This window comes from Amycolatopsis oliviviridis (assembly GCF_014654365.1).
In the GTDB taxonomy this organism is placed as follows: Bacteria; Actinomycetota; Actinomycetes; order Mycobacteriales; family Pseudonocardiaceae; genus Amycolatopsis; species Amycolatopsis oliviviridis.
Map to the genome: position 1 here is coordinate 843,488 of NZ_BNAY01000001.1, position 14,915 is coordinate 858,402.

Below are 14,915 nucleotides of genomic sequence, written 5' to 3' on the forward strand. Positions count from 1 at the left end.
GTAGCTGCACCAGGAAACCGGTGTTGGCCGGCAAAGCGCGATCTCCGCAGGATGGGCGGCAGGAACTTCACTGGAGGAAACAGGAATGACGAAGGAAACCGAGGGCCGCGTCTGGCTGATCACCGGCTGCTCGTCCGGGTTCGGCAGGCACCTCGTCCTGGCCGCGCTCGACGCCGGTGACCGCGTGATGGCCACGGCGCGCCGCCCGGAAACGCTGGCCGAACTGGAAGATCTCGGCCAAGGCCGGGTGCGCACCGCGGCGCTCGACGTCACCGATCCCGCTCAGGTCGAGGCCGCCGTCCAGGCCACCCTCGCCGAGTTCGGCCGGATCGACGTCGTGGTCAACAACGCCGGCCACGGCTCGGTCGGCGCGGTCGAGGAATTGACCATGCCCGATCTGCGGTCGCTGATGGACGTGATGTTCTTCGGTGCCGTCGAGGTGACGAAGGCCGTCCTGCCACACCTGCGGGAGCAGGGCAGCGGGGCGATCGTGCAGATGAGTTCGATGGGCGGGCAGCAGAGCCCGCCCGGGTTCGGGGCCTACTGCTCGGCGAAGTTCGCCCTGGAAGCGATGTCGGAGGCTCTCGCCGCCGAGGTCGCGCCGTTCGGCGTGCAGGTGCTGATCGTGGAGCCCGGCGCGTTCCGGACCGAGTTCGGCGGCAGCCGGTTGCAGCGTTCGCGGGTGATCGACGCCTATCGTGAATCCACCGGCACCATCCGGGATTTCGTGGAAGGGATGGACGGTTCCCAGCCCGGCGACCCCGCGAAGGCCGCGGCCGCGATCCTGAAGGTGCTTGACGGCGACAACCCGCCGCTCCGGCTCGCCCTCGGGGACGACGCCGTCGACGGTCTCCGGGCCACGCACGAGGCGAGGGCGGCGGAGCTGGCCGCCTGGGAGTCGTTGAGCCGCTCCACCGCCCTCTGAGGCATTCAGCCGATCCAGCGTCGGATCGCGACGTCGAGCAGCTTGCGCGCGTTGTCGGCCGAGTCCTCGGGGTGTCCGCCCAGGCGATGATCCCGTCCGGGCGCACGAACAGGCTCGCCGTGTCGGCGGCCGGATCCGCCGTGTAGGCGATCCGGTCGGCCGGCCCGTGGACCGCGTCGGCGTACCGGCCGTCAGGTGAGCTGTCGACGAGCACGAATCGGCCGTCGTGCGCGTGATCGGCGAGTCGTGAGCCGGACTTCAGTTCGACGTCCCCGGTGATCGAGCCGACCGGAGCTGTGGCGTCGTCGGCGACGTCGTACCGCTGCAGGATCCCGGAGGAGAGCGCGATCATCCGGTTGGTCGCGCCGGGGACGGCGAACAATTCGTCACCGACGACCTTCCGCAGTTGAGCGGTCCGTTCGTCGCCGCGCATGAGCGCCACCTGGGCCCGCGTCCAGTCCAGGACCCACGCTCCGATCGGATGCCGTTCGGAGTGGTAGGTGTCGAGCAGCCCGGCGGGGGCCTGGCCGTTCACGGTCGCGGCGAGTTTCCAGCCGAGGTTCACGGCGTCACCGAGGCCGAGGTTGAGGCCTTGGGCGCTGAACGGCGAGTGCACGTGGGCGGCGTCGCCGGCGAGGAACACCCTGCCCTGGCGGTAGGTCCGGGCCTGGCGTGCGTTGTCCGACCAGCGGGTCGCCCGCCCCCGCAGGCCCGTGATCGTCACCGGGACGCCGGTGACGTCGCGGACCGCGCTCTGCAGTTCTTCGACGGTCACGGGCGCGTTCTTGTCCTCGGGCTGCGGCGCGAACCTGGCGACGAGAATGCGTCCCGGCACCGGTCCGTAGGTGTAGATCCCGCGCGGCGTCCAGTTCCACCCGCGGCGCAGTTCGCTCGGGTCGTCGAAATCCGCGATGGCCTGATAACCCACCAGTTCCGGGTCGGTGCCCACGAAGTCGACGCCGAGCCGCTTGCGGACGACGCTCCGCCCGCCGTCGGCCGCGACGACCCACCCGGCGGTGAAGTCGCCCGCGCTGGTCTCGACCACCACATCGGCATCGTCGTCGAGGCCGGCGCCGGTGCTACGCAGGTCCCGGACCTCGACACCGCGCCGGATCCCGACACCCAGCCTGGCGCAGTGCTCGCCGAGCAGCAGTTCGAGGTCGTGCTGCGGCACCAAGATCCCGTTCGCCACCGCCGCGTGCGCGGCCAGGACCGGATCGGTCTGGTCGACCAGGTCGTGCCGGAACATGAGCCCCGCGAAATGCCCGAGGACCGGAAACCGGCGGGAGGTCCGGCCCGCCGCCGCGGTCAAGTCGCGCACCGTCCGGTTCGAGCGGCCGTCGGTGAACGCGGTCGCCTCCGCCAGACGACGGCGTTGCACCTCCTCCGCGGCGGGCAGCAGACCACGCCGGTCCAGGATTTCGGCGCTGGCGACGTTGATCGAGCCGGATTTGATCGTCGGATCCGGCTCCGCCAGCCGCTCCAGCACGGTCACCCGCACTCCTCGCAGCGCCAGCTCGCTCGCGGCGAACAGGCCGGTGGGTCCCGCTCCGACCACGATCACATCGGTTCGCTCCATGACCACTCCAAACCTTACTCGGTAAGTTTACTTGGTAAGCTTAATGAGTAAAGGTAAGCTTGTCACATGGCGAAGCGAGGAGACCGGGGCGGTTCGAAGACACGGGCGCAGATCGCCGCTGTCGGGACGGAGCTGTTCGTCGAGCGCGGTTTCGACGACGTCACCGTCGCCGAGGTGGCCGCCGCGGCCGGTGTTTCGAAGGTGACGGTCTTCTCGCACTTCGATCGCAAGGAAGACATCGCGCTCGACCGGCTCCCGGACGCCGTCGGCATGGTGCGGGCGGCGATCCGTGAGCGGGCGGACGATGTCGGTGCCGTCGAAGCACTGCACGCCCTGGCCGCCGGGCTGGTCGCGGAACAGCACCCGCTGTCCGGCCTGAGCGAGGATGCCTTGCCGCTCATGCGCACGGTCGCCGGGTCGCGGGCGCTCGTCTCCCGGCTTCGTGAATTCGAGCACGAGATCGACGCGGAGCTGGCAAGCGAACTCGACGGTGATGCCCGGTTCTCGGGCGACAGCGCACTGGTCGCCGCGCTCGTCGTCGCCGCGTACCGCACGGTGGCCGTGGCGACCGTCCGGCGCCGCCTCGCCGGAGACGAGCTCGCGGAACTCGTCGCGGACCATCGTCAGCGGCTGGACACCGCCTTCGCCTTGCTTTCGGAAGCCTTCCCGGGCTGACCTGGGTTCAGCCGTCCAACCGGGAAGCGAGGATCGCCGCGCCAGGCCCGGAAAGTTCGCCCAAAGCCGCGTCCCGTCCGGCGATCGCCAGCAGGATCGCCTCCCCGGGGCCGCGGAGTTCGGGTCCGGAACCGGCCGACCAGTCGAGGTCCGTCGCGACGAGCCGGAGCCCCCGTGCGCGCTTGTCGGCCTTGATGACCCGGGCGTGGCGCGCGAAGGCCAAGGCGTGCCGCAGCCGCTCCGGGGGAATGTCGCGGGGGAGTCCGAGCGGCCGCCGGATGTCCTGTTGATGGACGAGGCTGTCGAGCAGCCCGACCCGTCCGCCGAACACGGCGGTCAGGCCGCGGGGTTCGAGGTTGTCCTCGATTCTCGCGATCAGTTCGTCCGGCGTCCGGCCGGGTTCGCGCGCGAGACCGAGCGCGTTCATCCGGTCCAGCCGCAGCCCGCCGCGGACGGCCTGGGTGAACAGATCGCGGAAGCGCAGGGCGTCGTAGTCGACGACGTGAGTGACCACTTCCCGAACCGTCCACTCCGAACACAATGTCCGCGCGTCCCATTGCTCGGGGGTCAGTGTCCGCAGGAACGCGGCGAAGTCCGTCCGTTCGTCCCGTACGAGTCGCGCGACCGACTTCACCGGCGGCCTCCTGGAGTCACTTGTGGTCGAGCCACCCGCAAACGTAGTGGGTCACGCCACCGAACTCACGTGATCAGAGACGGATCTCGGGTGACGGGAGACGGATCTCGTGTGATCAGACACCGCACACTCGAGTGCGGTGTCTCATCACGTGAGTTCCGCCTTCCCTCACGCGAGTTCGCCGCCCGCGCACGCGAGTCACGTCTTCGTCCTGCTCAGCAGTTCTCCAGGAAGTGCCGCAGTACCCGGGTGCCGAACCGCAGGCCCTCGACCGGGACGCGTTCGTCCACGCCGTGCGCCATCGCGCGGTAGGGGAAGCCTTCCGGAAGCCACAGTGGCGCGAAGCCGTAGCAGTCGATCCCGAGCGGACTGAACGCCTTCGCGTCCGTACCGCCGCCCATGCAGTAGGGGACCACGACGGCTTCGGGGTCTTGCGAGCGCAGCGCGTCCGCCATCGCGTCGAACCACGGCGAATCGACCGGTGCCTGGACCGGCGGCTGATGCGCGACGAACTCACGGGTGACGCCCTCGCCGAGCATCGCGTCGAGTTCGGCGAACAGCCCGGGTTCGGCATCGGGCAGGACGCGCACGTCCACCTGGGCCTCGGCCGAACTGGGGATCACGTTCACCTTGTACCCGGCGTCGAGCATGGTCGGCGTCGTGCTGTTGCGGACGGTCGGCACCACCAGCGCCCCGGCGGGCCCGAGCCGCGCGATCGTTCCGTCCACATCGGACAGATCGACCGGGACGCCGAGCGCCTCGCCGGTGCGTTCGAGAAAGGCCTGGACCGTCGGGGTCAGCTGGACCGGCCAGCGATGCGCGGCGATCTTGCCGAGCGCGGTGACCAGCCGGGTGACCGCGTTCTCGTCGTTGGGGCGTGAACCGTGCCCCGCGCGCCCCTTCGCGGTCAGCCGCAGATGCGCGGTGCCGCGTTCGGCCGTCGCCACCGGATAGAGCCGCACGGTCCGGCCGTCGGCGGCGGGAACGTGGTAGGTGTACGCGCCCGATTCGCTGATCGCGGCCGCGCAGCCGTCGAACAGGTCCCGGTGCGTCGCGGCGAGCCAGTGCGCGCCGTAGTCACCCTTGTCCTCCTCGTCGGCCACGAACGCCAGGACGAGGTCCCGGCGCGGCCGGAAACCGGTGGCGAGGGCGGCGAGCACCATCGCGCAGAAGTCCTTCATGTCGACCGCGCCGCGGCCCCAGAGGAACCCGTCGCGCACCTCACCGGAGAACGGGTCCACCGACCAGTCGGCGGCGTCGGCCGGGACGACGTCGAGATGTCCCTGCACGAGCAGCGCGGGCAGGCTCGGGTCGGTGCCGGGCACCCGGGCGATCACGTTCGCGCGCCTGGGCGCGGACTCGATGATCTTCGAATCGATCCCGAGCCCGGACAGGAGCGACGCGACGTACTCGGCGGCTTCGCGCTCGCCCTCGGAGTCCCCGTTGCCCCGGTTCGTGGTGTCGAACCGGATCAGGCGCGAACAGACTTCGACGACATTCAGCTCAGCCATAGATACCCTGCACCGCCCCGGCCGCGATCGCCGTGACGATCTTGAACGCCTTCATCGCTTCGGTCATGTCCGGCGCGTCGAAACCGACCCGCCGCACGCCGATCTGTTCCACCGTCGGGATCACCGCCGCGGCCTGCGCGAGATGACTCGCGTCGAACTCGACCTCGATCCGGTGGTGAGTGGTGAACCGCTCGACCCGGCCCGCCCGGTTCATCGCGTCCGACGCGGCCGAGGACAGCAGCTCGGCGGTCCTGGCGGGCGGGAGGCAGATCGCGGCGTAGCGGCTGATGCACTCCTTCACCGTGACCAGCTCAGCCTCCGGCGCGTAGTCCTGGGCGTCGTCGCAGGCCTTGTCGTCGCCGGACACGACCAGCACCGGGACGCCGTACTCGGCGGCCATCGCGGCGTTGAGCCTGCCTTCGCTGGCGGGAACGTCGTCGAGCCACACCCCGGTGATCTGATTCTCCAGGTAGGTGTGGGACAGGACGCCGTCGAAACCGGCCCCGGCGTGGTAGCCGAGGAAGACGACACCGTCCACGCCGGTCTCGATCCCCTGCATCATCGAGAGCGGCTTGTGCCTGCCGGTGAGCATGCGCGCGCGGCCGTCGAGGTCTTCGAGGAGGAGGTTCCGCTGGGAGGAATGCGCCTCGTTGACGAGTACGTCGGTGGCCCCGGAGTCGAACAGGCCGGCGATGGTGGCGTTGACGTCGCCGGTGAACAGGCGCCGGAATCGCTGCCACTGTTCGGTGCCCGGGATGACGTCCTCGGTCCAGGTGACGCCGGTGGCGCCCTCCATGTCCGCCGAGATCATGATGCGCATGCCGGGCACCCTAGCCGAGGCCCTTTGTCCTCGCTCCCGGGATCAGGGCCAGGAACCGGACCGCGGATAGACCGCCCAGGCACGCTCCCAAGCCGCGGCCCGGTGCCGGTCCAGCACCAGCCGGACGACCCGCTGGAGCAGGACGAGCGCGGCGACCACCGCGAACCAGAGCCAGAGACCGACGAGCACGGAATCGAACACCGCCGTCGACGCCGTCCTCGGGGCGGCGGTGAGTTCACCGCGGGCGTCGACCCAGATCGGCACGGGCGATCCGGCGGGGCTGCCCGGTGTCGCGAAGACGCCGCCGGTGTGCCGGGCGCCGCGTGAGTCGGTCCAGGTCGCCTCGGTGGCCGAGTCGTCGGTCCCGACGCTCTCGCTGTCGACGATACGGACTGGGGCGGCCTTGAGCAGGTACGCGGTGGTGGCGTGCCGCCCGGCCGCGTCGGTGGCGGCCGCGGCCACCTGCCTGCCGTGGTTGGCCGATCCGACGGCGGCCGCGACGGGGATGGCGAGGAGCGCCGCGAGGATGACGAGTTTGAGGAGGAGGGCTTCGAACCGGTCCGAGCCGCGGGCCAGCGAGTTGTGACCCGGGAAGAGCCGTCGCCGGAACCGGGCGATCGGACCGCTGGACCCGTGCACGAGGAACCCCATTCCCTCAGACCGCGAAAACCTCCACTGTCGATTCTCGGTCACTGGGGCGTCGTTGTCGCGGTATGGGGACACAGACCACTCTGTGAACCCGTACACAACCTTTAATTCGTTTTACCCGGCCGCGTCCTCCCGCTACCGTCTCCGGCATGGGGATTTTCTTCACTCTGTGATTCTCGCCTTCGACGCGGCCCTGGCGTAGAGCCTTCGCTCCGCCGGGCCGCGTCCTTCCGCGTGCGCTCTTTCTTTCTTCGCCGCATGCGGACCTTCCTGCCCGATCGCGATCGGCCGTGCCGAGAATCAGGAGGACGCCCCTATGCGTACCCCGCATCGAAATCCCGGAACACAACTCGTGCTCTCCGGTGTCACCAAACGTTTCGACGACCAGGTCGTGCTCGACCAGGTCTCCTTCACCGCCAAACCGGGGGAGAAGGCGGGCGTGATCGGCGACAACGGCTCGGGCAAGTCCACCCTGCTGCGGCTGATCGCCGGCCGCGACCGGGCCGACAACGGCACGGTGACCGTCACCGCACCCGGCGGCGTCGGCTATCTCCCGCAGACCCTGGAGCTGCCCGACACCGCCACGGTCGGGGAAGCGATCGACCTCGCGCTGGCCGACATCCGGGACCTGGAATCCCGGTTGCGGGCGGCCGAGAAATCGCTGGAGAACGCCGAAGAACTGGCCGCGTACGGCGACCTCATGACCGCCTACGAGGCCCGCGGCGGTTACGAGGCCGACGCCAGGGTGGAGGTCGCACTGCACGGCCTCGGGCAGCCCGGCCTCGATCGCGGTCGCGCGCTGGGCACCCTGTCCGGCGGGCAGCGGTCCCGGCTGGCGCTCGCGGCCACTTTGGCCTCGTCACCCGAACTGCTGTTGCTGGACGAGCCGACCAACGATCTCGACGACGAAGCCGTGGCCTGGCTGGAGAACCACCTCCGCGGGCATCGCGGCAGGCTGGTCGCGATCACCCACGACCGGATGTTCCTCAGCCGGGTCACCACCACGATCCTCGAGGTCGACGCCGACCGCCGGACCGTGCACCGGCACGGCAACGGCTACGCGGGCTACCTCGCGGCGAAGGAGGCCGCCCGGGCCAGGTGGGTCCGCGAGTACGAGGAGTGGCGGCTGGAGAAGTCCCGTTACGAACGGATGGCGGACGTCAACATCGACCGGTTCTCGGCGATCCCGCGCAAGGCCCCGGCGGCGTTCAGCGGGGCGGGCGCGTTCCGGGCTCGCTCACGGGCGCACGGGGCGATGAGCCGGATCCGGTCGGCTCGCGAGCGGATCCAACGACTCGAAGCGGACCCGGTCCCGCCCCCGCCGCAGCCACTTCGGTTCACCGGGCGGATCGCGGCGGGGAAGGCGGAGGCCGATCGGTACGTGGTCAAGGTGGACGGCGTGTCGGTGGACGGCCGCCTGCCTCGGACATCGCTCAGCGTGCTGCCCGGCGAGCGGGTGCTCGTGACCGGTCCCAACGGGGCGGGCAAGACGACCCTGATGCGAGTGCTCGCCGGTGAGCTGGCGCCGTCGACCGGGTCGGCTGAGCGGACGGGCCGGATCGGGTTCCTGCACCAGAACGGCGGGCTCGCCGTCGATGCCCGGACCGTCCTCACCGTGTTCGCCGGAGACGACGACGAGGAGGAGGCCGCCCAGCGGTTGCTGTCACTGGGTCTGTTCCGGGCGCCGGATCTGCGCAAGCCGGTCCGGGAGCTGTCGGTCGGGCAGCGCCGCAGGCTGGAACTGGCCAGGCTGGTGACGGCCGGGTCCGACCTGTTGCTGCTCGACGAGCCGACCAACCACCTCGCCCCGGATCTCGTGGAGGAGATGGAGCAGGCGCTCGCGGAGTACTCCGGCGCGCTCGTGATCGTCACCCATGACCGGAGGATGCGGCGGACCTTCGAAGGCAGGCGGCTCGAACTCGTGCGCGAACCGATGGCCGTCTGATGTGGACGGTCACTTCAACGGTGCCAGGGGCCCGTTCACCTTCGCCGGGTTGAGGCAACTGTTCAGCCCGTCGACGAGAGAGCAGGTCCCGGGCCCGCGCTTGAGCCGGAAGCCCTGCGGTACGCCACCCGCGCCGACCAGTTCCCGGTAGGCGGGGACGGCGTCCGTGGGGCGCCGGTTCAGCGCGGGGTCGGTCAAGGCGTCCACTGTGTACAGTCCGAACCGGGCGCGGTAGCTGCCCCATTCGTAGTTGTCGGTGAGGCTCCAGTAGTTGTAGCCGATGAGGTTCATCCCGTCGGCTTTCGCCCGCTGGAGCCAGTACACGGTGTCGCGCACGTGGTCACCGCGGGAGTAGTCCGCGTCCCGCGGTTTCCCGTTGTCGGTCGCCATGCCGTTCTCGACGATGTAGAGCGGCAGGCGCGGGAACCGGTTGTGATAGCTGCGCAGCGCGTAGTAGATGCCCTCGGGCTGGAGCTTGACGTCCCAGAACTTGTCCGACGCGGCGGCGAACACCGTCCAGTTGTCGATGCTGAGTCCGTAGTAGTAATCGATGCCGATGAAGTCGAGCTTGTCCTTGACCTGGTCGAGGAAGAACCAGTCGGCCATCCCGTTGACCCCGGTGATGTAGGCCTGGTTGCTGGTGACCTTGGAGGTCGGATCGAGTTCGTGGATCAGGTCGTAGGCCCGCCGGTGCGCCTGGACGACGTTGGACTGCGCCGCGAAATACCGCGTCGCGCTCAGCGCGCCGACCTTCTGTTCGTTCTGGAGGAAGACGAGCGGTTCGTTGAACGTCACCCAGAGGACGTCCTGTCCGGCGTAGCGCTGGACGATCTTCCGGCTGAACTCCAGCCACGCGTCGGCCGTCCGTCCTTCGGCCCAGCCACCCTGATCGAGCGCCCAGCCCGGGTAGACCCAGTGGTTGAGCGTGATCATCGGGGTCATGCCCGCGGCCCGGACCTGCCGGAGCACGTCGTCGTAGAAGGCCAGCTCGGTCTCGTCCCACCGGCCGGGCGAGGGTTCGACGCGAGCCCACTCGACGCCGAAGCGGTAGGTGTTGACGCCGAGCCCGGCCGCGAGACGGATGTCGTCGGCGTAGCGGTGCCGGAAATCGACGGAATCCCGGTACTCGTCGACGCCGTCCTTGCCCGCGGAGCGGTCCACGAACCGCTTCCAATTGCTGTCCGGGGCGCTGCCTTCGGACTGGTAACCCGACGACGCCACGCCCCAGTAGAAGTCCCGGGACCAGCCGTCGTCCTGCGATGCGGACGCGTTCACGGCCGAAAGTGTCGCGCATAGTGAGACGGCGAGAAGCAGACCGGCTCCCCGGCGTAATCTTCCCCGATGCTCCGGCCACTTCGACGATCGTTCACCGGTGTCCGCCATCTTCCGGACGCTAACGTGAGTGAACGGCGTAAACAAGCGGCCGTCCGGGGACTTCGACGATGACGTTGGGGAGATGATCGACTTGACCGGCAGCACGGTCCGCCACGCCGTCTATCTGCCGCCTTTCGGCCCGTTCGGTGAGCCCGGGGTGCTCGTCGACCTCGCCGTGCGTGCCGAGGCCGCGGGCTGGGACGGCTTTTTCCTGTGGGATCACGTGGTCGCGGACACGATGCCCATCGCGGACCCATGGACGACGCTCGGCGCCATCGCGCACGCCACCAGCCGATTGCTGTTCGGGCCGATGATCACGCCGCCCGCCCGGCGCCGACCGTGGGTGGTCGCCCGGCACGCGTCGACGGTCAGCAGGCTCTCCGGCGGGCGGCTGATCCTCGGCACCGGGCTCGGCTCCGACGAATCCGGTGACTTCAGCCGGTTCGGTGAGCAGACCGACCTGCTGACCCGATCGGCGATGTTCGACGAAGGCCTCGACGTCATCCGTGCGATCTGGTCCGGCAAGCGGTTCGACCACGACGGCGCGCACTATCAGGTCGCGCTCGCCGAAGCCCCGCCCGAGCCGTTCCCGATCCCGATCTGGGTGGCCAGCTCCACCGACAACCCGCGCGTGGTCCGGCGAGCGGCGTTGTGCGACGGGATCTTCCCGAACCCGGAGGATCACACGCCGACCGCCGAAGAGATCGCCGATACCCATCGCGCGCTCGGCCTCGCCGGGCTGGAACCGGGCCGTCCCTTCGACGTCGCGGTCGCCGGGAACGCGAGTCCCGCGTGGGAAGAGCCGATCAAGGTCGATCTGCCCGCGCTGGGGCAGGCCGGGATGACGTGGTGGATGGAGTCGCTGATGCATCTCGATCCGCTGGAGCTTTCGCAGAAGATCGTGGACGCCGGCCCGCCGCGGTGGTGACGATGAGCGCGCTGGCCACGAGCGGGGGCAACGCCCAGAGCGCGGCGGTGAGGTAGCCGCTTCGGTCGGGGAGCAGGCTTCCGCTCGGGGTCGCGGCGGCGAGCAGGGAACCGGCGAGCGCGCTGCCGAGGCTGAAACCGATGCTCCGGATGATCTGGTTGATCGAGAGCACGCTGGCGGTCTCGTCTTGAGGCACACCGGCCAGGACGAGCTTGGGCATCAAGGCGAAGATGCCGCCGACGGCGAAGCCGAGCAGCCCGATCGCTGTGAGCACGGCCAGGAGCGAGGTGCCGGCGACGACGAACAGCAGCGCGCCGGCGATGGCGATCCCGGCCGACAGCGCGTAAGTCCACCGCTCGGTGATACGCGCGACGAGGCGCGGCATCGACTTCCCCGCGACGAATCCGAGCAGCGAGAACGGAATCAGTGCCGCACCGGCTGCGACGCCGGGGAGCGCGAATCCGTACGGGGCGCCGCCGGGAGTCTGCACGTAGCGGGTGAGCAGGCTGAACAGCAGATACAGGCCCAGCCCGGCGATGAGGATCGCCACGTTCGCGCGCAGGAGATGCCCTTGGCGCAGCAGCCGCAGGTTCACCAGCGGTGCCGAGGCGCGTAGTTCGATGATCGCCCAGACGGCGAGGATCGCGACAGAACCGGCGAGGACGCCACCGGCCAGCCAGGTGGTTTCCCAGATCGAAGGCTGGGCGATGACCAGGAGAAGGCCGAGCGTCCCGAGAGCGAGGAGAAGCGCACCGAGGACGTCGATCCGAGGGCGCTCGCCGGGCTCCTCGGCGGGCAGCGCGCGCCACGCGATCGCCAGTCCGGCGGTGGACAACACGAAGCCGAGTCCATAGGCGGCGCGCAGCCCTGCGATCTGGTCGAGAAGGCTGATCACCGGATAGCCGACCCCGATGCCCACCGTCGACGCGACGGACAGCAGGGCGATCGTCGATGTCGATCGTTCCGGTGGCAGGTGAGCGCGGGCGACGCTCATCAGCAGCGCACCCACGGCCACGGCGAGACCCTGCAGACCGCGTCCGATCAGCAACGCCGCGAACGGAAGCGGGAGAACCGTCAACAGACCGCCGACCGCGACCAGGGCGAGGGCGGTGAGGATCGTGATTCGGCGATAGGGGCCGCTGCCGAGCCGCCCGAGAACCGGGCCCGCGATCGCGCCGGCGAACAAGGTGATGGTCAGCGTCCATTGCGCGGCGCCGAGGGATACGTGCATGCCGGTGGCGACCGGGGTGATGAGGGGCGCCCCGACACTGCCGACCACCGCGGCCGACAGCGCCGTGCACACCAGCGCGGCGCTCAGCCGTCCGTCCCGCCGGGCGCTCATCGGTTCGTCTCGCTCGTGATGTGCGCGAACAGTCCCGCCTGGATCCTGGTGCGGACGCCGTCCGCCCACCGTGCGTCGACCTGCCCGACGTCCATCGCGGCCCCGGCGTTCAGCAGCATCCCGAAGGCGAGGAACGCCTTGACGGACACCGGTTCGAGCCCGGTGCCATCCTCGGTCGTGTCCCACATCCGCGCGAAACACCCTCGGACCACGTCCCGGACCTCCGGGTCTCCGCACGCGGCGAAGCCCTGCAGCTGCAGCAACAACCCGGTCCGGTCGGCGAGCTGGTCGAAGTACCGGGCGCCCATCGCCGAGAGCGCGTCCAGTCCGTGCTTGTCGCCGCCCGCTTCTCGCATCCCTTCGCTGACGGCTTCGAACGCCGCCTGGACGAGTTCGAGGAACAGGGCCTTCTTCGTCCCGAACATCCTGAAGATGTAGGCCTGCGTGATCCCCGCTTCCCGCGCGATCGCCTCTGTCGACGCCCCGTGCAACCCGTGATCGGCGAACTCCTTCGCCGCGATGGTCAGCACCTGGGCTCGTCGTTCGGTTCCGCTCATCCGTCCGGCCATGGTCTTAAGTTACTGGTTACTAACTACTAAATAAAGGTGACGTGGATCTACCTCCGTGGCGGGCGGGTGGGTGGCGGTGCCGGATGGATTTCAGGTACCTGCTGGATCCTGGCTGCGGTCGGTCGCAGGTCTGGTCCGTGAAGGCCTCCGTGAGGGACTCTGGGTCCCTCACGGAGGCCTTCACGGAATCGACGATCGCCACGTTCGCCCCATCTGCACCAGCAGTCACAGCGGGCGCGCGTGAAGGCCCCCTTCACGCGGCTCAGCGAAGGAAACTCGACCTTCGCACCCTTCATGTACAGCAGGCGGGCAAGCACCTCGACCGACGCTCGCTTGCCCTCGCCGGTCGCCCTGCGGACCGCAAGACCCGCGGCAGGTCCGTCCGCAGGCGTCATTGTCCACAGTGGACGAACTTTGCGCCCTTAGCGGGATTCCGCTGCTCCGAACGACTTCACCACCCTTGCGGCGTCGCGGGCCTTTGGTAGCGTCACCGAAGGCGTCCTGCGAACCAGTGACGTCGGGGGAGAGGGGAAGGATGGCTGACGAGCCGGAGGGGGCAAGACTCGACGGGCACCACGCGATGCACCTCGCAACGGGGGTCGCGCTGATCAACGCCCTGACCGGGCAGCACGTCCACGGCAGGCTGAAGCCCGTGCTCGGCGGCCATGAACTGGTCCGCGCGGCCGCCGAGGCGCTCGGACCGGTGGACGGTCAGGTGGATCTCCCGGTGGCGGAAAGGCTCCGAACCGTGGCGTCGCGGCTGCGGGAGATCATCGAGTCGCTGTCCCGTCGGGAGCACGACAAGGCGGCCGGGTTGCTCAACCGGATGCTCGTCGACAGCAAGGCCCGTCCGTACCTGCACCGGCACGGAGAACAGTCGTGGCACTTGCATTTCCACAGTCCCGACGCCGATTTCGTGCAGCAGTGGGCGGCCGGGCTGGCGGTGTCGGTGGCCGCGGCGCTCGGTGATCACATCCCGCATCGCGTCGGGTTGTGCGCGGCGCCGCGCTGCGACCAGGTGTATCTCGACGCGAGCCAGGCGCAGATCAAGCGATTCTGTGGTCTGGCTTGCCAAAACCGCGTGAAGGCCGCCGCGTACCGGGCCCGCCGGTCAGGTTCGTGAGCCGCGCGGTGTCGCGTCGATGAACCACTCGCGGTTGAACACGAGACCGAAGAGAGGTGCGGGGAGCCTGGTCACGACGCGCATCAGTGGCGCGAGCCTGCCGTTTCCCTTCACCTGAGAGGAATGAGCGGCGATCGCGGCCTGCTTCTGGCGTGCGAAACGCCGGATGTCGAAGGCGTGGGTGATCTCGGCGCGGGCACTGTAGGCGCGGAGGAGCGCGTCGACGTCGTAGCGGAACGGGATCCGCGCGAGGCGCACGAGCCGCACCAGCCGCGCGACGGCGTCACGGGGGATGGTGGCTTCCAGCAGCCGGACGTCGCCGGCGAGTTCGGCCGCTCGCTTGCCGACTTCGTGCACTTTGACGTGGTCGCGGTGGCCGTACCCGCCGTTGCGGTCGTAGCTCAGCAGAACCGACGCCCGCTCCTCGCGCAGGATCGCGACGAGGCGCGCGGCCGCTTCGTCGGTGCTCGCGCGGACGAAGCGGACCCAGCCCGGCGGGTCCGGATAGAGGATCGCGCCGTGACCGCTGCCGGCGTATCCGAGGTGGACGACCCGCTCGACGCCCAGCACCTTCGCGCTCGCCTCCAGTTCGGCACAGCGCGACGGGTCCACGCCCTTCATGCCGATCGTGGCGGTCACCAGGACGACACGGTGCCCGTCCGCCGCGGCGCGGGCGAGGGTCCCGCCGGTGAGCAGCGCTTCGTCGTCGGGGTGCGCGTGGAAGGCCACGATCGTCGTCACGCCCCGAGCATGCACGAGGTGGCTGAAACAGTCGGTGGTCAAGTCTTGACCGTCCGTCGATCCCGTGGGTAATCTCTCCTTTACTTTCCAATAGTAAGGAA

At 69.5% G+C, this 14,915-nt stretch carries 12 protein-coding genes and 2 pseudogenes; 5 read left to right on the forward strand and 9 right to left on the reverse strand.

Features of this window, described 5'->3' with window-relative positions; all coding sequences use genetic code 11:
* Window positions 1-85 precede the first annotated feature (85 nt).
* Window positions 86-925 carry an oxidoreductase gene (locus IE302_RS03470; protein WP_191251625.1) on the forward strand — a complete coding sequence of 280 codons (840 nt, stop codon included), beginning with the start codon at window positions 86-88 and terminating at the stop codon, window positions 923-925.
* Between the two features lie 121 nt (window positions 926-1,046).
* Here IE302_RS03470 and IE302_RS03475 read toward each other — a convergent pair.
* Window positions 1,047-2,504, reverse strand: a pseudogene (locus IE302_RS03475) (FAD-dependent oxidoreductase); the annotation flags it as partial.
* 66 nt (window positions 2,505-2,570) lie between these two features.
* Here IE302_RS03475 and IE302_RS03480 point away from each other — a divergent pair.
* Window positions 2,571-3,179, forward strand: coding sequence for a TetR family transcriptional regulator (locus IE302_RS03480; protein WP_191251627.1), 609 nt, complete (start codon window positions 2,571-2,573; stop codon window positions 3,177-3,179).
* Between the two features lie 7 nt (window positions 3,180-3,186).
* On the opposite strand, the gene IE302_RS03485 is transcribed toward IE302_RS03480, so the two are convergent.
* The 4 genes from IE302_RS03485 to IE302_RS03500 form a co-directional block, all read right to left on the reverse strand.
* Complete coding sequence (locus tag IE302_RS03485) at window positions 3,187-3,813, reverse strand: maleylpyruvate isomerase family mycothiol-dependent enzyme (protein WP_191251629.1); 627 nt, start codon at window positions 3,811-3,813, stop codon at window positions 3,187-3,189.
* 215 nt (window positions 3,814-4,028) lie between these two features.
* Window positions 4,029-5,324, reverse strand: coding sequence for a M20/M25/M40 family metallo-hydrolase (locus IE302_RS03490; RefSeq protein ID WP_191251630.1), 1,296 nt, complete (start codon window positions 5,322-5,324; stop codon window positions 4,029-4,031).
* Window positions 5,317-6,144 carry a M55 family metallopeptidase gene (locus tag IE302_RS03495; protein ID WP_191251631.1) on the reverse strand — a complete coding sequence of 276 codons (828 nt, stop codon included), beginning with the start codon at window positions 6,142-6,144 and terminating at the stop codon, window positions 5,317-5,319. Before IE302_RS03495 ends, IE302_RS03490 begins: the two co-directional genes overlap by 8 nt.
* A 42-nt stretch (window positions 6,145-6,186) precedes the next feature.
* Window positions 6,187-6,783, reverse strand: a complete 597-nt coding sequence (locus IE302_RS03500; RefSeq protein ID WP_229907567.1) for an Rv1733c family protein — start codon at window positions 6,781-6,783, stop codon at window positions 6,187-6,189.
* Between the two features lie 325 nt (window positions 6,784-7,108).
* Between IE302_RS03500 and abc-f the strand changes: the two genes are divergently transcribed.
* Window positions 7,109-8,737 (forward strand): ribosomal protection-like ABC-F family protein, encoded by a 1,629-nt coding sequence (gene abc-f / locus IE302_RS03505; protein WP_191251633.1) that lies wholly within the window; start codon window positions 7,109-7,111, stop codon window positions 8,735-8,737.
* 9 nt (window positions 8,738-8,746) lie between these two features.
* Here the strand turns inward: abc-f and IE302_RS03510 are convergent, their stop codons facing one another.
* Window positions 8,747-10,012 (reverse strand): family 1 glycosylhydrolase, encoded by a 1,266-nt coding sequence (locus IE302_RS03510; protein ID WP_191251635.1) that lies wholly within the window; start codon window positions 10,010-10,012, stop codon window positions 8,747-8,749.
* A gap of 181 nt (window positions 10,013-10,193) precedes the next feature.
* Between IE302_RS03510 and IE302_RS03515 the strand changes: the two are divergent.
* Window positions 10,194-10,883 (forward strand): annotated as a pseudogene (locus tag IE302_RS03515) (LLM class flavin-dependent oxidoreductase); the annotation flags it as partial.
* 34 nt (window positions 10,884-10,917) lie between these two features.
* Here IE302_RS03515 and IE302_RS03520 read toward each other — a convergent pair.
* Both IE302_RS03520 and IE302_RS03525 read right to left on the reverse strand, forming a co-directional pair.
* On the reverse strand, window positions 10,918-12,381 hold the full coding sequence (locus tag IE302_RS03520) for an MFS transporter (RefSeq protein ID WP_191251637.1): 1,464 nt from the start codon (window positions 12,379-12,381) through the stop codon (window positions 10,918-10,920).
* Complete coding sequence (locus tag IE302_RS03525; protein ID WP_229907568.1) at window positions 12,378-12,950, reverse strand: TetR/AcrR family transcriptional regulator; 573 nt, start codon at window positions 12,948-12,950, stop codon at window positions 12,378-12,380. Before IE302_RS03525 ends, IE302_RS03520 begins: the two co-directional genes overlap by 4 nt.
* Before the next feature lie 535 nt (window positions 12,951-13,485).
* Between IE302_RS03525 and IE302_RS03530 the strand changes: the two genes are divergently transcribed.
* Complete coding sequence (locus IE302_RS03530) at window positions 13,486-14,073, forward strand: CGNR zinc finger domain-containing protein (protein WP_191251639.1); 588 nt, start codon at window positions 13,486-13,488, stop codon at window positions 14,071-14,073.
* Here the strand turns inward: IE302_RS03530 and IE302_RS03535 are convergent.
* Complete coding sequence (locus IE302_RS03535) at window positions 14,062-14,814, reverse strand: PIG-L deacetylase family protein (RefSeq protein WP_308436836.1); 753 nt, start codon at window positions 14,812-14,814, stop codon at window positions 14,062-14,064. The two genes, IE302_RS03530 and IE302_RS03535, sit on opposite strands and share 12 nt — an antisense overlap.
* Window positions 14,815-14,915: the final 101 nt, after the last annotated feature.